Below are 17,615 nucleotides of genomic sequence, written 5' to 3' on the forward strand. Positions count from 1 at the left end.
CCGACAATTTTATCTTCTCACCACTTGGTGATGACAACCCTGCTTTTAAAGGAATATCTGATGATAGCAACTCAAGACCCGTGTGCTCAACCTACGTTATTACACCCTGATGACGCTATGGTACAACTGCTTGAACAAGTTGAAGCCACTGACGACTCTGAAGTAGTTGAGTTATCACACTCTATCGGGCGTGTATTAGCAGAAGATCTTACGTCAGGCTTAGATTTACCTCCTTTTAATAATTCTGCGATGGACGGTTACGCAATGCGATTTGCGGACTTAACACCGAATCAGTCAGAAACCACATTAACTTTAGTGGGCAGCTCATTTGCTGGTCATCCTTATACCGGTAAAGTCACCGCAAATACCTGTATTCGTATCATGACTGGCGCACCAGTGCCGCAGGGTTACGACACTGTGCAAATGCAAGAAAAAGCACTAACAAATGGTGAAGCCATTACGATTACCCACCCGAGCAAGCTAGGGGCAAATGTGCGATATCGCGGTGAAGAGCTGCTTGCAGGTACTAAAGTATTATTTAGCGGTACCCAAATTAGAGCTGCCGAAATGGGGGTACTGGCAACTATAGGCATCAGTAAAGTTAGAGTAAAACGCGTCATAAAAGTCGCCTTCTTCTCTACCGGTGATGAACTTCGTCCAGTAGGTACAGAGCTAGCACCAGGACAAATTTATGATTCAAACCGCTATTCTATTCAGGGACTTATGGCCAAAGCCAATGTCGAATGGATAGACTTAGGCGTGATTGAGGATGATAAAGAAGCGATTCGCGCCGCATTTAGAGATGCTGCTGAATGCGCTGACATGGTCATAACCTCCGGTGGCGTGTCGGTGGGTGATGCAGATTACACCAAACAAGTGTTAGCTGAAGAAGGTCAAATAACTTTCTGGAAGTTGGCGATAAAACCCGGAAAGCCCTTTGCTTTTGGTAAGTTAGGTAAGGCCGTGTTTTGTGGCTTACCCGGTAATCCAGTTTCATCTATGGTCACTTTTTATAAATTGGTGTGGCCTATTTTAAATAAAATGCAGGGTTTACCTAATAAAATACCGCTTACTTATCAGGCAAAATTACTCACTTCCATTCGTAAACAACCAGGACGTGTTGAATATCAACGGGGGGTATTAACCCAAAACATTCAAGGCGAGCTAGAAGTGACGACTACCGGAGGGCAAGGCTCGGGGATGTTAACGTCAATGAGTATGGCTAATTGCTTTATTAACTTAGCCCAATTCCAGGGTGATATTGAAGCAGGATCTATGGTCACTGTGGAACCCTTTAGCCATGTATTAACCTAGGAGTTGATATGAGCCAGTTCAAGGATAGCCATAACAGCGATAATCAGGTAAACGACGAGATACTGTCAGATAACGAAATGCTGCGTTACAGTCGCCAAATATCGATTAAAGCAATGGATATAGAAGGCCAAGAAAAGCTTAAACTTGCGAAGGTGTTGATAATTGGTGCAGGCGGGCTGGGTTGTGCAGCAAGCCAGTACCTTGCCGTAGCAGGTATTGGCGAAATAACCCTGGTCGACTTTGACACGGTTGAACTGTCTAACTTACAACGCCAAGTTTTGCACCAGGATGCCAATATAGGTCAAGCAAAAGTCCATTCAGCTCAACAAACGTTAACCCAACTCAACCCACTGATTACCGTTAATGCCATTAACGCTTTACTCGATGATCAGCAACTCAATCAGCTGGTTTCTACCCAAAGCTTAGTATTAGATTGCACCGATAATGTGATGATACGAGAGCAACTTAATCGAAGTTGCTTACAGCACCAAATACCGCTGATTTCTGCTGCGGCAATCAGAATGGAAGGCACGGTAACGGTATTTGATTATCAACCCAATACTCCTTGCTATCATTGTTATAGCCAACTCTTTGGCGAGCAACATTTAAGCTGCGTAGAGTCAGGTATTCTGGCGCCCGTTGTCGGTTTGGTGGGCTGTATTCAAGCAACCGAAGCGATTAAAGTGATTACCGCAATGGGACAACACTTAACAGGTAGAATCTTGATGATCGATGCGATGACGATGGAGTTTCGCCAAATGAAACTGACTCAACAGCCCCATTGTAATGTATGCGGTTCACCAACCAATAAACTTAAATAATCATTTAAACGGCAATATCACAGTCGGCTGTAGATAGCGCCGCATCCGGATTGGTCACGGTTGCATTAGACTGTTGCTCTAACAATGCTCGCTCAGCTTTTGACACATACTGGGGTTTATTCGCGGTATGCAGCTTTTGATTGGCTTTTTTTGCTTTAGCTTTTAGTGTTTGGTTGATTTTCTTTTTTCGGTTCATGGTGGTTTAACTTATTAAATAATTTAAAACAATAACTTGAAACCAACTCAAGTCAGAATGATACTTGTTGAATATACCGGTAACGAGTGTTAACCATGAAAGCCGCAACATCTTAAATCAAGTTAACTTAACAGCTTAAGTCTGCTCAAAAATACGGCTAGGCAATATATGGCTAGGCTATGATAGAACAGCCATTAATCTTGTAATACAACCCATAAAGCATGGATTAAGCCTGGTACAAAGAAGAAAATACACAGGATGATATTGATCAATAAATCCTTACCCGCACCTTTTTTCAAAAAAACGCCAACTGGCGGCAACAATATCGCAATTATCACCAGCAATAGTTTATTGGTATCCATAGGGGTTATATCCTTATTTTAATAAATTAATTTACGGTATTAGCTTACACATGTGGCAACGGGTTTACTATATCAAAAACAGCAACTCAGGGTACACTTTACTCAGTAGACAGGTACTCACTAGACAATGCACTCAGTTAGACACTTCACTAACCAGGCAAAGCTCAAGCCTAGGGCTTTTGCGGCCAGTCAAGCTTCGCAGGCAATAACCACTCATTTAGTAAACAAGTTTGCATCGTAGGAGCAAGGAAATGCAGACCTTGCTGTGGGGGTTGAGTAAACTGAAACTCTTGCCCTAAATAACAAAAATTTAATTGGTAAGCATGTAAATAACAACGGTCATCTATCGCCTCACCATAAAGACTGTCACCCAATATTGGTACACCAATGCTGGCTAATGCCACCCTAAGTTGATGGGTTTTACCACTGTGAGGCTTAAGCAAATAAGCCCTTATACCCGCACCAAGTGATGTTGAATAAAACTGAGTAATTGCCGGATTATCTTTACTGCGTAACAGTTTATACATACTGCGGCGTGCTTTAGCCATATCACCAATCACCCAACCTTGTTTCTTTTTAGGTTTACCATTGGCGATCGCTAAATAGTATTTCTGTATTTGATGTGCGGTAAACATTTGCGTAAAGCAATTGGCTGCTACAGGGTTTTTAGCTAAGATGAGCAGCCCTGATGTTGGGGTATCTAAACGGTGTACAGCAAACAGTTTTATACCAAGATCAATCTCAGCTTGGGCAACCACACCGGCTGAGCCATCTTGACTGTGAAAATGGACATTAGGCGCTTTATTAATAATAATAAAGTCATCTTGTTGGCTAATAATTTGGTACATACTCATAAAGCGACAATTCACTTATTTAAAATGGATACTCACCAATAATCCAGGATGATTATCTAACATTTCAATGCTGGCTTGATGGCGCGATAAAATGGCTTTAACCATAGATAAGCCTAAACCAGTGCCTTTGAAGTGACGGCTAGGGTCAAGTCTGACGAGTCTTTCAAAGACACGCTCTTTATCTTCATCAGCGATACCAGGGCCATTGTCGGCAATTGTAATCCACTTACCATGCTGTTCTATATGTATTTTAGCACCTTCTGGTGAGTATTTTATTGCATTATCAACCAAATTAAATAAAGCCTGAAATAGCAAATATTTATCACCTTGTATCACCACGTCTTGACGTAAATCAATGGTAAACTCTTGCTCTTTGGCTTCAGCTAATACATCGGCCATTTCATATAGATCCTGGCAAATTTCTTGTAAATACACCGGTTGTAAGTCAAGCAACTGCTGACCTTCTTCAATCCGCGTTAATGACAACATGGCATCAAAAGTGGCTAAACAATCATCTAACTCTTCTAGCAATTCTGCACGGGCATCTGCAAGCTCAGATTGTGGTTTGTCAGAAAGCTGCTCAATACCTATACGTAAATGAGACAGCGGCGTACGCAGGTCATGGGCAATATTGTCGGTGACACCTCGCACGGCGCGTAAATTTTGCTCTAAGGTATCTAACACGCGATTAAACTGTTGTGCCAACATATCAAACTCGTCTTGCTGGCGTGAAACGGGTAATCGCGTGTCATAGTGCCCTGCTTCAATTTGTTCACTAAGCTGATTGTATTGCACTAATCGACGCAAAATGGCCTTAGAAAAAATATACCCTAATGCCAAAGTTAAGCCCAAGGTAAAAGCGACCGCCCAAAATGCGGCATTGACAAACTTTTCAATTAATATTGCTAATTGATCCGTTCGAGTTGCAATTAATACTGGGCCATAGTTGGTCATAACCAAGCCACCGGTTAAAATGTGCAGCTTATCTGGTCCACCGGTAAAAATGGGGAACTGTCGCGTTTCGGGTAACAAAGGCATGTTATCAGGTAAAAAAGTTAATGCGCCGACCATATCGACGCTATTTTTCCATGCTATTAAGGCAGTTTTGGGATCAGATGCTTGAATTTGAGCTGCAAAGCTACGCCGATTAACGGTCAGGGCTAATTGCTTATATCGCTGCATTTCAGCAGCAAGGTGGTTATCTACTTGATTCTCTTGCTCGATAATCAGTTGTCTATATAAGCTAGAAATTAGCATCACAATCAAAATTGTCACTAAGGTAGAGAAAATTAATGTGATGCGCCAAGCGCTACTTTGGTAAGGCTTAATGCCCTTTGCAAAGACGATATCCTGCACCTCTTATGGTTTCAATTAACTCACCGTGGCCCAGTTCTTCAAACTTACGGCGCAGCTTAGCAATATGCACATCAATCACATTGGTGCGAGGATCAAAATGATAATCCCATACTGCTTCAAACAGCAAAGTACGGCTAATGACCTGGTTAGGGTGTTCCATCAGATATTTAAGTAATTGAAATTCTTTAGGCTGTAGCATTAACTCTTTACCGTCTAAGGTAACATTACGAGTCAACAACTCCATTTTAAGGCCGCCCACTTCGAGATCTGTAGTTGTAGGTGCAACGACATTTCGCTGCGCCAGTTTTTCGGCACGAACCAATAGCTCTGCAAATGCAAAGGGTTTGGTCATGTAATCATCACCACCCGCTCGCAAGCCTTTAATTCTCTCATCAACATGGCTTAAGGCCGATAAAATTAATACCGGTGTTTTATTACCGCTAGTTCGCAGTGCAGACAATAAAGTCAGACCATCAAGTTTAGGTAACATTCGGTCTAGCACAATTAAATCATATTGATTATGTTTAGCCAGTGTTAGCCCTTCTTGGCCATCGGTTGCACTGTCAACACTGTACTGTTGCGCGGTAAACCCTTCTGCCACATATTTCAATGTTGTGGCATCATCTTCAACGATCAAAATACGCATAGTCATGGTCGCAATTAATCCCATTTAAGTAGTGGTAATGGACGGAGATTCTCAATATCGAAAGCGATGATTTTTTTGGCTTCGTTATTAAGCATTTGTAATTCAAGATAACTAATGGATAGATCGTGGTCTAAATCAGCCTGCAATAAAAAACCGCTTTGATTAAGCGTGGCTAGACTGACCAAAGAAGAGAAAGAGATGTTTTTTTCATGCATTAATCTAACGGCATGTAAAAGAGCAACTTTTCGCCCTTCATATGATTCACTGACTTCTTCAAGCAGTGCACCATTTTGAGCGCTAAATTCATATTTATAAAGAAGTTTCGATTCAGTGTTAATTGCAGAAAGTAGATAAACGAGTTGATCGTCTTCAATATTGAGGCCAAAACCACACAAGGTTCCCTTGTCCTGTTGCTCCCAATGTTCCATCACAGAAATTGGCGTTAACAAGCCTTCTTGGGAAAGTAATGATTGTATTGATGGTGTGGCCATCGACACAAAAGGGAACAAGTACAGTGCGAAGAGCAGCCGAACCATTTTAAGCCTCGAATATAAAAGAATGCGTACCGTGATACTTTACCTAAGTCCTACTAAAGACCCAAGAAATGTAAGATTAATAATTGATCATGCAGCAAGTGATACTTTGCCTTTGAAGCGATTTTGGATGCCTTAACAATACTAAATGTCCAACAATATATTCTATGTTCACGCGGGTAAAATATGGATTTGATCCGACTTCAATGCCACTGTGGTTTTCTGCCCTTGAGTTAAAGCAAGCTTATTGCACAAGTGCATCGGTATGTCGGCATTAATCACCTGTTTAACCCCCGCAATGCGGGCAATGACTCGAACAGATTCGCCCATCACCAGTAAAGACTCTATTTCAACATCCAATTTATTAATACTTTTACATAAGCGCCCGCTCGTAATGGCATTAAATCGAATTCCCTGATTGGGGATTACCCAGCGAACTTGCTGCCCAATGGTCATTTGAGGTGCATTTTCAATCGCGATTTGATGTTCGCCAAAGGCCAACCAGGTCATGTTACGCCCAGACTCTTGGGCAATCACTTTCGCATCAAAAATATTGCGCAGCCCCATTTGTCTGGCAACGGCCTCATTACGCGGATGCGATAATACCTCAAAAGGCTTGCCTTGCTGAAGCATTTGTCCCTGGCTAATCAAAATCATTCGGTCAGCTAATAATTGTGCTTCATGGATATCATGGGTCACCATGATTACTGGAATGGCTAGTTGGGATTTTAATCGGGCCAGTTCGATGTACAGTCTCTCACGGGTTTCTCTATCGACTGCTGAAAAAGGCTCGTCCAATAGTAATACCGCAGGCTCGCGAGCTAATGCTCTGGCTAAGGCGACGCGCTGGCGTTGGCCTCCTGACAAATTCGCTGGTAATCGGTCGGGCAGCCCTTCAAGGTTAACTCGCTCCAACCAATCTAACGCCCGCTGCTTACGATCTGCTTTAGGAACATGATCCAATCCTGCCATCACATTTTGGATTGCGCTAAGGTGCGGAAATAAGCCAAAGTGCTGGGGAACATAACCAATATGCCGCTGCTGTGGGGTTTTACAAACCTTTTGCTGGCTGTCAAACCACACTTGCTCGCCATAAGTTATTTTGCCCGACTCGGGCTTGCTCAATCCAGCAATCATGCGTAACAAGGTTGTTTTACCTCCGCCTGAAGGGCCAACTACGGCTAAGACCTCTCCTGCTTTACAGCAAAAGTGGGCTTCTAAGGGGATGGGTAACTGTTGTGATAAATCACAATGTAAATCAGCGACCGGAGCTGCCAAGATGACCCCCTAATCGTCGTGATAAACTGGTGGTTAATGCTAGGGCACTAATCGCAAATAATAACAGCACCAAAGACATGGTACCCGCACCATCAAAATCAAAAGCTTGTACACTGTCATATATGGCAATAGAGATGGTTTTTGTTTCACCGGCGATATTGCCACCTAACATCAACACCACCCCAAACTCACCTAATACGTGGGAGAAACATAACACCAAAGCTGTCAGTACACCTGGCCACACCATAGGTAGCTCAACTTTAAAAAATAACGTGAGTCGGCTCATACCGCAACAGTCTGCTGCATCACGAACATCAATAGGAATGGTTTCAAATGCACGTTGGATGGGTTGTACTGCGAAGGGAATATTGACCAGTATAGAAGCAATCACCAAACCTGAAAAATGGAACACCAATTGCTGGCCAAACAGCTGCTCAATCCATTGGCCAATCACACTTTGACTCCCCATACCCACCAGCAAATAATATCCCACTACAGTAGGCGGTAATACTAAGGGCACCATAATCAACGCTTCTACCCATGACTTGCCGCGAAACTGGCGATAAGCCAAAGCCCGCCCAACAAGCAACGCCAATGGAACAAGCAATAACACCGTAATACTGCTGAGCTTGACCGACAACCACAGCGCTTGCCAATCCATATTAATCAAGCTCCAACATATTTGATGGTGAGATTATACTGGTTTGTGAGGATGATGCGTCAGGTACTTTAAAACCATATTGTAATAAAATCTGCTGTGCAGAGTCGGATAACATATAGGTATAAAATTGCTGCGCTGTGCTTGAGGCGGTTTTCATCAATACCATACGTTGATTAATTGGCTGATAAAGCTCATCTGCAATGGCCACATATTGGCCTATACGTTGAAAATTAGGTGTTAATACTAATGACAAAGGCACTATACCGCCCTGAGTTGAGCCGCTAACGGCAAACTGTGCAGCTTGAGAAGCGTTTTCACCTAAAATGACATGCGGTTGAATGATTTGCCATAAGCCTTTTTTAGTTAGCACTTGTTGAGCGCTTTCGCCATAAGGCGCATGTGCTGGGTTAGCAATTGCAAAGCGTTGTAATTGGCCTGACTCAATTAAGGCTGATAATCCCAGTAATTGTTCATCAAGCTCTAATGGGGAGTTTTTAGATGCTGCTAAGGCTAAACGCCCCATAGCATAGATGTGGCCAGCATCTTGAGTGATACCTGCTTCGACTAACTTATTAGGATAAAGCTCATCGGCACTGAGCAGCAACTCAAAGGGAGCACCATGAAGAATTTGCGATACAAAATTACCCGACGAGCCATAACTTAATCTAACCGAACGCCCGGTATCTTGAGTAAACTGCTTGGCAATATCATCCATCGCAAATTTAACGTTGGCAGCAACTGCTATGGCTGGGCTATCTGCGGCATAAACTGGCGATACCGTCATATTATAGAACGTAAGCAGTAACGCCAAATACAGCAAGTATTTACTGTCTAGCCAAGACGATACTCTAGCCAAGATAAATCGGCTAAAGATACTTTTTTTGTTGGTATCGCCCATAGTGATCACTTTATCCGCTAGTCTTTTTGCCACATTTTGGCGGCTTGCTCATCACTGTCACGGGCATCTACCCAGTTGCTGCCATTGCTACCCGCTTCAAGCTTCCAAAAAGGCGCTTTAGTTTTTAAAAAATCAATTAAAAACTCACACGTAGCAAAGGCTGCTTTGCGATGGGCGCTGGTCACACCGATAAACACAATCTGCTCACCTAATGACATAGTGCCGACACGGTGAATGATGGTGACATAATTAAGCGGCCAACGCTCTTTTGCTTGCTGCGCAATTTGCATTAGCACGGCTTCGGTCATACCAGGGTAATGCTCTAACGTGAGATCGGTCACAGGATTACCATCATTAAAATCACGTACTTTACCCACAAATGTCACTACCGCACCATCACCATCGTCACTGGCCAGTAAGTTATATTCTTCTGCTACATTAAAGTCTGTTGTTTGCACTTTCACTTTCACTTTAGCTGGCTGGGTCATATTAGCCCCCAGTAACAGGCGGAAAGAAGGCAACCTCATCACCGTCAGCCACTATGGTATTCCAATGACTTATGGTTTGATTAACTGCCACCAATAATTTATCTGACGCCATCACTTTAGCCCACTTGTCATCTTGTGCCGCCAAAGCAGATCTTAAACACTCAGCAGTGGTAATACCGTCTGCTGGGAAAGTTAACTTGGCGGTACCTAATAATTCACGTACCTGAGCAAAAAATAATACTTGGATCATAATCTTATATTCACTTATCACTATCAATTAACGTTGCATACTTGCTTTAGTAAAAAGCTGGGATCAACACACCATTCAAGGTGAACAAGGTTCACGCTTTAAAGTGACCAGATTTACCACCACGCTTTTCCAATAATTTAATCTGTGAAATGATCATATCTTTCTGCACCGCTTTACACATATCGTAGATGGTTAATGCCGCCACAGATGCCGCGGTTAACGCTTCCATTTCAACGCCTGTTTTACCTGATAACTTACATAAACTATTAATACGCACCCGATTAAATTCAGGTTCAGCGACTAAATCAACTTCCACTTTGGTGAGCATTAACGGGTGGCATAAAGGAATTAAATCAGCGGTCTTTTTCGCCGCTTGAATGCCGGCAATGCGTGCGGTAGCAAAAACATCACCTTTGTGATGGCTGCCGCTCATGATCATTTCAAGGGTTGCGGGAGCCATCTCGATAAATGCTTCAGCGCGGGCTTCACGCTCAGTGACCACTTTGTCGGTCACATCAACCATGTGGGCATTGCCGTCAGCATTAATATGGGTAAATGCGTTGCTCATTAGTTAAAGCCTTTAATTTGAGAGAGAAATAAAACTAGCCACCAATTGAGGCTAAGTGCTGGGTAACACCCGTGATCCCTTGGTGTAAATAGTGGGTTTGTTCTTTTTGGGCAAGTTGACTATGAAGACGCTGGATTAACTCGGGACGCTGATCGGCATGTTGTAATAAATCACGTAAATCAAGGCCGCTTTCGGTGAATAAACATAAATGCAGTTTACCTTTAGCCGATACTCGTAAGCGATTACAACTGGCACAAAAATCTTTCGCATAAGGCATGATCAAACCAATTCGGCCTTGATAATCTGGGCGACTAAAGTTTTGCGCGGGGCCATCATCCACAGCTGAGCGATCATGTAACCAGCCTTCTGCCATCAAGCGCGCCTTAATATCATTACCCGCTAAATGATGCGCTTTAAAATAGTCATGGCCTAGCCCGGTTTCCATTAACTCAATAAAGCGTAAATCAATCGGAGTATGTTTAATCCAGTGTAAAAAGCGCGGTAAATCTTTGCTGTTGAGATCTTTCAGTAACACAGCGTTGACTTTGACTCGTTCAAATCCGGCTTCCAGCGCAGCATCAATACCGCGCATCACTTCATCAAACTTATTCTCACCGGTTATTTGATGAAACATACGCGGATCTAAGCTGTCTACTGACACATTGATACGTCTTAAGCCTGCGTCGTACCATTGCTTGGCATTTTTTTCTAAGCGATAGCCATTGGTGGTCATAGCAACTGTGTGGATATTGGGGTTATCAGCAACAATCCGCACAATATCAGTAAAGTCTTTACGCAGAGTAGGCTCACCACCAGTGATTCGAATTTTTTGAGTACCAACCTCGCCAAAAGCAGCGACCAAGTTTTCAATTTCTGACAGGGTCAAAAAGCTTTGTCTACCGTCGGGACGGTAGCCATCTGGTAAACAGTAGGTACATTTGAAATTACAAACGTCAGTAATCGACATTCGTAAATAATGGAATTTTCGACCAAATTTGTCTTGTAGTTGGGACATGTTAACCTTTCCAAGTGTGGGAGGTGAGTGCATTTCTTTACCCACCCTGGTGGCATTATTACCACGGCTAAGTATCCATATCTATTGACGTAGGATAAAAAGCTCGGAGAACCGTCAACATTGATTATAGGCCTAAAAGGCTGTTCACAAATACCCCTTTCGCTGTATTTGTCGATAATAATGACGCTGGTATTAACGATTTGTGACCTGGCTCACTATGATCAAATAGATTGAAATACTGGGCTACACGATAAAATTACGGTAAGGTAAGCAATAGGATAAAACGATCGTTTAGTTATCGTATTCGTAAATATAAAAATAACAATAAACCCAATATAAAACTGGCAATTTAAAGGTGAGAAGATGGAACGCGAATCAATGGAATTCGACGTAGTAATCGTCGGAGCAGGCCCAGCAGGTTTAGCAACCGCATGTCGTCTAATGCAAATATCTAAAGATGCTGAAAAAGAAATCACCGTTTGTGTAGTCGAAAAAGGCTCAGAAGTCGGTGCTCACATTTTATCTGGCGCAGTTTTTCAACCCGATGTGTTAGACGAATTGTTTAAAGATTGGCGTGATACAGACTCTCCGATGAAAACGAAAGTCACTGATGACGATATTTATCTATTAAATTCAGATACACAATCTCGTCTGATCCCAAATAGTTTAGTGCCAAAAACCATGCACAATACCGGCAACTATATTATTAGTGTTGGTAATTTAACCCGCTGGTTAGCTGAGCGCGCTGAAGCGATGGGCGTCGAAATTTTCCCTGGCTTCGCCGCAAGCGAGTTACTGTTTAATGAAGATAACAGCGTTAAAGGTATTTTAATTGGTGATATGGGCGTTGGCGAAAATGGTCAACCAAAAGACAGTTTCATGCCTGGGATGGAGTTACATGGCAAGTACACTGTGTTTTCAGAAGGTTGCCGTGGTCACTTAGGTAAACAACTGATCGAAAAATTCCATTTAGATAATGGTAAACCCCCACAACATTATGGTTTAGGATTTAAAGAAATTTGGAAAATCCTGGCTGAACAACATCAGCAGGGGAAAGTGGTTCATACTGGTGGCTGGCCACTAAACAATGGTTCGTCTGGTGGCGGCTTCTTGTATCATATGGAAGATAACCAAGTCGCTGTCGGTTTAATTGTTGATCTAAACTATAAAAACCCTCATCTCAGTCCATTTGATGAATTTCAGCGTTATAAAACACACCCTGGTTATCTCGCAATATTTAACCGGCGGCGAACGACTCACCTATGGCGCCCGAGCCATTGCAAAAGGCGGATTAAATTCGTTACCGAAAATGAGCTTTCCAGGCGGGCTGATCATTGGTTGTAATGCTGGTACATTGAACTTTGCCAAAATTAAAGGCACCCATACTGCTATTAAGAGTGGTATTTTGGCGGCAGAAACCTTAGGCGAAGGCTTACTTGCAGGGCTAACGGGGGGAAAGATTTAGACTGCTTCCAAACCCGCTTTGAAAAAAGTTGGCTGTACGAGGAGTTACATCAATCACGTAACTTTGGTCCTGCCCTGCATAAGTTTGGCACCCTTATTGGCGGCGCATTTAACTTTATCGACCAGAATTGGTTTGGCGGTAAGTTCCGGTGACATTCAGAGATACCACACCTGATTACGCCACTATGGGGCTCGCAAGCGATTACAATAAAATCGATTATCCAAAACATGATGGCAAATTAAGTTTTGATAAACTATCGTCGGTTTATTTATCCAATACTCATCATGAAGAGAATCAACCCTGCCACTTACGCCTAAAAGATCAAAGCATCCCTATTTCGGTAAACTTAGCAAAGTTTGATGAACCAGCGCAGCGTTACTGTCCCGCCGGTGTATATGAAGTTGTAGAGGACGCGGGTGACAACAAATTTGTGATTAATAGCCAAAACTGTATTCATTGTAAAACCTGTGACATAAAAGACCCAAGCCAAAACATTACTTGGGTAACACCAGAGGGCGGCGGCGGTCCAAACTATCCAAATATGTGATTAATGTTTACTTATTACAGCTAATTTTAATAAACGCACTATTATTGGTGCGTTTTTTATATCTATTAAGCTAAGCTTATTCAAGTTTTCCCGCTTAAGTCCGATATAAAGTGACAACTGCTACAAGGCGTATGACATGAATTTTTTTAGCCAATTAACTATCAAACAAAAAATATTACTGACCGTAACACTTGCGGTACTGCTTTCAACCATTCTCGTGGGCGTAATGAGCCAGCGCAGTGCCAAAAATGTGGTTGAAGAGCGTATGCTTAGTTCAGAAATGCCCAGCATACTAATGCAAATGCGTAACAAGGTTGAGATGGATGTCAGCATTTTGATGAATGCAGCCGAACAACTCGCCAGCAGCAAAATGTTACTAAACTGGTTAGAGCAAGGTCGCCCTGCCAGTGAAGAAGATGATGTGGTGGCACAGTTAAAAGGCCTTACTCAGCAATATGATCTTGCACAAGCCTCCTTTGCCGACAGACAAACTGCGGCTTATTATACTCAAGACGGCTTTTTACGTATATTGACCCCTCAACAAGACGATTGGTTTTTTAACTATAAAAATAGTGGCCAAGAGCGGATGCTGAATGTTTTTACCGAAGACAACGGTGATGTAAAACTGTTTATCAACTACCAACAACCCAATGGCCGTGGTTTAGTGGGGTTAGGAAAATCACTGGATGATATGGTCAATCTATTAGCGTCGTTCAAAATTGAAGAATCGGGCTTTGTGTACCTGGTTGATGCTGAGGGCCAAGTCAAGCTGTACAAAGATAAAAACCAAAGAGGTAAACAATCCTTAAATCAGTTATACCCCAATGCTGATGTCCAAAAGCTGCTCAACAAGAACGATTTTAACCTTGTTAAAGCCGATGTTGATAACCAGCATATGCTTATCGCCAGCAGTTATATTCCTTCTATGGGCTGGTATTTAGTTGCTCAAGTACCTGAAGCTGAAGTTTTTGCGTTAATCAACGAGTCGTCATATCAAATTTTAATTTCGACCATTATTATTGCGGCAATATTTATTGTTATCGCTATTGTTGTAGCAGGCTCGGTAAGTCGCCCAATTACCCAAGTGGCTGAACTATTTAGAAACATTGGTGAAGGCGAAGGTGATTTACGTCAGCGTCTACCCGTTAATGGTGAAGATGAAATAGCCCAGCTCGCTCGCGGCTTTAATAGTTTTATCAGTAAAATTCAAGACTCGGTCATTGAGGTTGCTCAAACCAGTGAGCTGCTGGGTAAATCTGCTATTGATGTATCAAATCAAGCACATCAAACATTAGAAGACAGCCAGCTTCAAAAAGATCGCACCATTATGGTTGTAACAGCGATTAATGAAATGGGCGCCACAGTTAATGAAATAGCCAGCAACGCAGCCCAAGCTGCTGTTACTGCTAGAGAGGCTGATTCCGAATCAATTGAAGGACAACAAGTTGTTACCGGGCCCGTAATACCATTAACCAACTGTCTAAAGATGTAGGTCAAGTCGGTGAAGTGATTGAATCACTTGCCACGCACACTAAATCGATTGGCGGTATTTTGGATGTTATTCGCGCCATTTCAGAACAAACTAACTTATTGGCGTTAAATGCGGCGATTGAAGCTGCCCGCGCTGGTGAAGCAGGCCGAGGTTTTGCGGTGGTTGCCGATGAGGTTAGAAACCTTGCGTCACGCACAGCTGCATCGACCAATGAAGTACAAACTATGATAGATAAGTTACAGTCTGAAGCAAGTAGAGCCGTTAGTGCGATGGAGCAATCACGTAATCGCTCACGCGAAGGAGTGCAAGCGGTTGATGATGCCAGCAACTCACTCAGCGGTATTAGCCAGCAAATTGCCTCAATTAGCGACATGAATATTCAAGTTGCTGCAGCTACCGAAGAGCAATCAACTGTGGTTGAAGACATTAACCGCAATGTGACCGAAATTAACGATATTACTCAACGCACAGCACAAACGGCACAAGCTGCTGCGCAGGCAAGTAAATCACTGAATCAACTTGCCACCCGCTTAGATACTTTAGTGGCACGTTTTAAAGTATAAAACGTTAACTGTAGTAATAAAAATGCCGCGATAACTCTGCTGAGTTCGCGGCATTTTTTTATTAAGCTTAGTCAGCCTATTTTAAAAACTTAATGGTTAACGGATATTGGTACGCCACACCTTCTGTCGCTTTCATGATAGCGATAATAGTGCAAATGATATCTAATAATGCTAACGCCCCCAGCAAAAGAAATCCTATGCCGACAAACATTAGCACCACTGAAATACAGACATAAATAAACAAACTGATCTTAAAGTTTAAGCAATTTTTGCCACACTGATTGGCAAACTCAAACTCATCCCGCTTCATCAACCACACAATTAATGGCCCTAAAATACTGCCCATGGGTATGATGTAACCGGCAAAACTTGACGCATGTACCAACACGCCCATGTCCCGAGCTTGCTTATCATTATTAGGTTGGTGACTGGATTGGTGATTGGGTTGTAAATCTTCCATGATACTTCCTTAAATTAATTATTCAGCCTTACCATACAAGCGCATCTGCCAATCTTCAATCGATTGATGACTGATACGACGAGTTAGCGAGTCGACCCAAGATTGCGCCAATCCCGGACATTGTAAAAGTTGTTGATATTGTTTAGCGTCAAACTCTGGTAAAAAGTAAATTTTCATCGCATCAGCAATACTGATATCAGATAAGCGGTCAACAAGATAAATAGCATCATTACTGGCAATATCACCTTCTGATAACACCCTATAAAACCAGCCACACATTTTACTTTTTTGCATCGCAAGGGCAAACTCAGAATGACCAAATTGAAGATTAAGCTTAAAACAGGGCGAGCGCGGTTGAGTAACCTGCAAAGTGACATCACCAATTTGCATAATGTCGCCGATATTTACCTGGGATTCATTCAAGCCGACGGTACTGATATTTTCTCCCATTGCGGGCGCATCTTTAAATGATGACATCATGTCCCAGCGACGATATTGACCATAATGTTCGCGGGGGAAATGATGTAAAACGCGATCTAAACCGCCATGATGCTTAGGGTCTGCTTCACCATTACCCAGCACCCTATCAAACTGAACCGTCAGTTTATTAACAGCATACTTTTGGTTAATACTACTGGCGACACCGTTGTGCATTTGTACTTCATCACCTAAATAAAGCGCCGAGATTTGATTAACTATGCGATTTTTCACTCAGTACATCCTTGAACAAGACCTGTTTTGAAACATCAACATACCTAAAAAAAATGCAAAAAAAAGCCTCGCCAGTAAAACTGGTAAGGCTGAATATATCAAATGGGGAATTCAGGCTCTATGAGATAGAGTCAGAAAAAAACGCTTAAGACATTAAAGAGTAAACTCGCTCTCCAACATGAATGACTTTACCCTGCTTTGATGACAAACAAATGACAAGTATTAACTCTGCATTTAACTCTGCATTTAACTCTGCAGAGTTTAACTTAACAGATAGTTTTTTAGCTTATCCCCGGTACAGAGCTCGGCGTAGCAACCGCAAATGCTGCCCACCTGGCGCCTTCGGCCATTGCAGTAGTTATACTATACCCATGACATAAACCATGAATAACACCGGCGGCATAGTTATCACCCGCTCCCGTTGTATCGACTACACTAGAGGATACCGCTGGAACATGTTGCTGACCGGTTGGGGTATATACCGTCGCGCCATTTTCGCCATCGGTAACAATAAAAGATTGTAAATGCTCGCCACTGATAGATTGAGCAAACGCCCACAAATCCTGCCCGCAACGACCTTGCATATCAGTTATTGACGCAATCAATATATGGCAAGGCCTTGGGCGCTGATCTTTTGCTAGCTGCGCAACCACAAGTGTTTGAGGTTGCGCCATGGCGGCTAATGCCCATACATCGGCACCGAGTGCTGAGGTATTAATATAAAACGCATCCCACTTAGCCCAATTAGGCTGTTTAGCTAATTCAAAGGTGGGTCGCTGCGGCCTGATAATAGTACGCTCGCCATCGGGTGTCATCACCAATAGCATTTCACAGGTATTGCCCGCAAATCGTTGCACCATTCGACAATCTAACCCTTGGGTACTGGCTTGAGCCACAATCCAATCACCAATATCATCAGTGCCTACCTGACTGACTAAAGACACATTGTGCTGTGCCCACACTAAGCCTAATCCGGTATTAGCACCACCACCGCCAAGCCTCAAACCACCATCTTGATAATGAAAACGACCACCTGTTTGTAGCGGTTTATCAAGTCGTAAAATACGGTCACAGTTGATATTTGCCAACAGAAGTATATTCGCCATAAGTCCGTCTTAGCTGATAACAATAGTCTTT

General features: G+C 42.7%; 18 protein-coding genes, 2 pseudogenes and 1 riboswitch. Of the genes and pseudogenes, 4 read left to right on the forward strand and 16 right to left on the reverse strand.

All coding sequences use genetic code 11. From position 1 onward, the window contains the following. The first annotated feature begins 60 nt into the window (after positions 1-60). Both moeA and moeB read left to right on the forward strand, forming a co-directional pair. Complete coding sequence (moeA, locus tag L0B17_RS01635; RefSeq protein WP_235087107.1) at positions 61-1,314, forward strand: molybdopterin molybdotransferase MoeA; 1,254 nt, start codon at positions 61-63, stop codon at positions 1,312-1,314. Between the two features lie 8 nt (positions 1,315-1,322). Beyond that, positions 1,323-2,135: a molybdopterin-synthase adenylyltransferase MoeB gene (gene moeB / locus L0B17_RS01640; protein WP_235087109.1), complete on the forward strand. Its 813-nt coding sequence runs from the start codon at positions 1,323-1,325 to the stop codon at positions 2,133-2,135. Positions 2,136-2,139: 4 nt separating this feature from the next. On the opposite strand, the gene L0B17_RS01645 is transcribed toward moeB, so the two are convergent. From L0B17_RS01645 to moaA, 13 genes are all read right to left on the reverse strand, one after another. Then, complete coding sequence (locus L0B17_RS01645) at positions 2,140-2,331, reverse strand: DUF2986 domain-containing protein (protein ID WP_235087111.1); 192 nt, start codon at positions 2,329-2,331, stop codon at positions 2,140-2,142. Between the two features lie 194 nt (positions 2,332-2,525). Continuing rightward, positions 2,526-2,693, reverse strand: coding sequence for a YqaE/Pmp3 family membrane protein (locus L0B17_RS01650; RefSeq protein WP_235087112.1), 168 nt, complete (start codon positions 2,691-2,693; stop codon positions 2,526-2,528). A 170-nt stretch (positions 2,694-2,863) separates the two neighbouring features. Beyond that, on the reverse strand, positions 2,864-3,541 hold the full coding sequence (locus tag L0B17_RS01655) for a TIGR01621 family pseudouridine synthase (protein ID WP_235089474.1): 678 nt from the start codon (positions 3,539-3,541) through the stop codon (positions 2,864-2,866). Positions 3,542-3,562: 21 nt separating this feature from the next. Continuing rightward, positions 3,563-4,804, reverse strand: coding sequence for a sensor histidine kinase (locus L0B17_RS01660; RefSeq protein WP_443019931.1), 1,242 nt, complete (start codon positions 4,802-4,804; stop codon positions 3,563-3,565). 67 nt (positions 4,805-4,871) lie between these two features. Then, positions 4,872-5,549 (reverse strand): response regulator transcription factor, encoded by a 678-nt coding sequence (locus L0B17_RS01665; protein WP_235089478.1) that lies wholly within the window; start codon positions 5,547-5,549, stop codon positions 4,872-4,874. A 14-nt stretch (positions 5,550-5,563) separates the two neighbouring features. Next, positions 5,564-6,085 carry a hypothetical protein gene (locus L0B17_RS01670; protein WP_235087113.1) on the reverse strand — a complete coding sequence of 174 codons (522 nt, stop codon included), beginning with the start codon at positions 6,083-6,085 and terminating at the stop codon, positions 5,564-5,566. 168 nt (positions 6,086-6,253) lie between these two features. Continuing rightward, complete coding sequence (locus L0B17_RS01675; RefSeq protein WP_235087115.1) at positions 6,254-7,360, reverse strand: ABC transporter ATP-binding protein; 1,107 nt, start codon at positions 7,358-7,360, stop codon at positions 6,254-6,256. Continuing rightward, positions 7,341-8,021 (reverse strand): molybdate ABC transporter permease subunit, encoded by a 681-nt coding sequence (gene modB, locus L0B17_RS01680; RefSeq protein ID WP_235087117.1) that lies wholly within the window; start codon positions 8,019-8,021, stop codon positions 7,341-7,343. Before modB ends, L0B17_RS01675 begins: the two co-directional genes overlap by 20 nt. 1 nt (position 8,022) lies before the next feature. Then, positions 8,023-8,805 carry a molybdate ABC transporter substrate-binding protein gene (gene modA / locus L0B17_RS01685; protein ID WP_235089480.1) on the reverse strand — a complete coding sequence of 261 codons (783 nt, stop codon included), beginning with the start codon at positions 8,803-8,805 and terminating at the stop codon, positions 8,023-8,025. 131 nt (positions 8,806-8,936) lie between these two features. After that, positions 8,937-9,407, reverse strand: a complete 471-nt coding sequence (gene moaE / locus L0B17_RS01690; RefSeq protein WP_235087119.1) for a molybdopterin synthase catalytic subunit MoaE — start codon at positions 9,405-9,407, stop codon at positions 8,937-8,939. Between the two features lies 1 nt (position 9,408). Further along, complete coding sequence (gene moaD, locus L0B17_RS01695) at positions 9,409-9,657, reverse strand: molybdopterin synthase sulfur carrier subunit (RefSeq protein WP_235087121.1); 249 nt, start codon at positions 9,655-9,657, stop codon at positions 9,409-9,411. Between the two features lie 91 nt (positions 9,658-9,748). Next, the gene (gene moaC / locus L0B17_RS01700; protein WP_443019915.1) at positions 9,749-10,180 is read right to left on the reverse strand and encodes a cyclic pyranopterin monophosphate synthase MoaC; all 432 of its coding nucleotides are present in this window, start codon (positions 10,178-10,180) and stop codon (positions 9,749-9,751) included. Positions 10,181-10,259: 79 nt separating this feature from the next. After that, positions 10,260-11,240, reverse strand: coding sequence for a GTP 3',8-cyclase MoaA (gene moaA / locus L0B17_RS01705; protein WP_235087124.1), 981 nt, complete (start codon positions 11,238-11,240; stop codon positions 10,260-10,262). Then, positions 11,228-11,361: riboswitch (molybdenum cofactor riboswitch) on the reverse strand. It overlaps the preceding gene by 13 nt. A gap of 242 nt (positions 11,362-11,603) precedes the next feature. Between moaA and L0B17_RS01710 the strand changes: the two are divergent. Together L0B17_RS01710 and L0B17_RS01715 are read left to right on the forward strand one after the other, a co-directional pair. Further along, positions 11,604-13,252, forward strand: a pseudogene (locus tag L0B17_RS01710) (electron transfer flavoprotein-ubiquinone oxidoreductase). 136 nt (positions 13,253-13,388) lie between these two features. Continuing rightward, positions 13,389-15,307: pseudogene (locus tag L0B17_RS01715) on the forward strand (methyl-accepting chemotaxis protein). Between the two features lie 76 nt (positions 15,308-15,383). On the opposite strand, the gene L0B17_RS01720 reads toward L0B17_RS01715, so the two are convergent. The 3 genes from L0B17_RS01720 to L0B17_RS01730 all read right to left on the reverse strand — a co-directional run bounded on the left by L0B17_RS01720 (position 15,384) and on the right by L0B17_RS01730 (position 17,584). Beyond that, a complete protein-coding gene (locus L0B17_RS01720; protein WP_235087125.1) occupies positions 15,384-15,767 on the reverse strand; it encodes a DUF4870 domain-containing protein in 384 nt (127 codons plus the stop codon). A gap of 18 nt (positions 15,768-15,785) precedes the next feature. Continuing rightward, positions 15,786-16,478: an MOSC domain-containing protein gene (locus L0B17_RS01725; protein WP_235087127.1), complete on the reverse strand. Its 693-nt coding sequence runs from the start codon at positions 16,476-16,478 to the stop codon at positions 15,786-15,788. Between the two features lie 281 nt (positions 16,479-16,759). After that, a complete protein-coding gene (locus L0B17_RS01730) occupies positions 16,760-17,584 on the reverse strand; it encodes a PfkB family carbohydrate kinase (RefSeq protein ID WP_235087129.1) in 825 nt (274 codons plus the stop codon). Positions 17,585-17,615 lie beyond the last annotated feature (31 nt).

It is taken from the genome of Shewanella sp. OMA3-2, assembly GCF_021513195.1.
Lineage (GTDB): Bacteria > Pseudomonadota > Gammaproteobacteria > Enterobacterales > Shewanellaceae > Shewanella.

What these genes read in the sequence shown, in the direction of transcription:
- moeA (WP_235087107.1), top strand. Translation starts at nt 61, where the DNA reads ATGATAGCAACTCAAGACCCGTGTGCTCAACCTACGTTATTACACCCT.
- moeB (WP_235087109.1), top strand. Translation starts at nt 1,323, where the DNA reads ATGAGCCAGTTCAAGGATAGCCATAACAGCGATAATCAGGTAAACGAC.
- L0B17_RS01645 (WP_235087111.1), bottom strand. Translation starts at nt 2,331, where the DNA reads ATGAACCGAAAAAAGAAAATCAACCAAACACTAAAAGCTAAAGCAAAA.
- L0B17_RS01650 (WP_235087112.1), bottom strand. Translation starts at nt 2,693, where the DNA reads ATGGATACCAATAAACTATTGCTGGTGATAATTGCGATATTGTTGCCG.
- L0B17_RS01655 (WP_235089474.1), bottom strand. Translation starts at nt 3,541, where the DNA reads ATGTACCAAATTATTAGCCAACAAGATGACTTTATTATTATTAATAAA.
- L0B17_RS01660 (WP_443019931.1), bottom strand. Translation starts at nt 4,804, where the DNA reads ATGCTAATTTCTAGCTTATATAGACAACTGATTATCGAGCAAGAGAAT.
- L0B17_RS01665 (WP_235089478.1), bottom strand. Translation starts at nt 5,549, where the DNA reads ATGCGTATTTTGATCGTTGAAGATGATGCCACAACATTGAAATATGTG.
- L0B17_RS01670 (WP_235087113.1), bottom strand. Translation starts at nt 6,085, where the DNA reads ATGGTTCGGCTGCTCTTCGCACTGTACTTGTTCCCTTTTGTGTCGATG.
- modB (WP_235087117.1), bottom strand. Translation starts at nt 8,021, where the DNA reads ATGGATTGGCAAGCGCTGTGGTTGTCGGTCAAGCTCAGCAGTATTACG.
- modA (WP_235089480.1), bottom strand. Translation starts at nt 8,805, where the DNA reads ATGACGGTATCGCCAGTTTATGCCGCAGATAGCCCAGCCATAGCAGTT.
- moaE (WP_235087119.1), bottom strand. Translation starts at nt 9,407, where the DNA reads ATGACCCAGCCAGCTAAAGTGAAAGTGAAAGTGCAAACAACAGACTTT.
- moaD (WP_235087121.1), bottom strand. Translation starts at nt 9,657, where the DNA reads ATGATCCAAGTATTATTTTTTGCTCAGGTACGTGAATTATTAGGTACC.
- moaC (WP_443019915.1), bottom strand. Translation starts at nt 10,180, where the DNA reads ATGGTTGATGTGACCGACAAAGTGGTCACTGAGCGTGAAGCCCGCGCT.
- moaA (WP_235087124.1), bottom strand. Translation starts at nt 11,240, where the DNA reads ATGTCCCAACTACAAGACAAATTTGGTCGAAAATTCCATTATTTACGA.
- L0B17_RS01720 (WP_235087125.1), bottom strand. Translation starts at nt 15,767, where the DNA reads ATGGAAGATTTACAACCCAATCACCAATCCAGTCACCAACCTAATAAT.
- L0B17_RS01730 (WP_235087129.1), bottom strand. Translation starts at nt 17,584, where the DNA reads ATGGCGAATATACTTCTGTTGGCAAATATCAACTGTGACCGTATTTTA.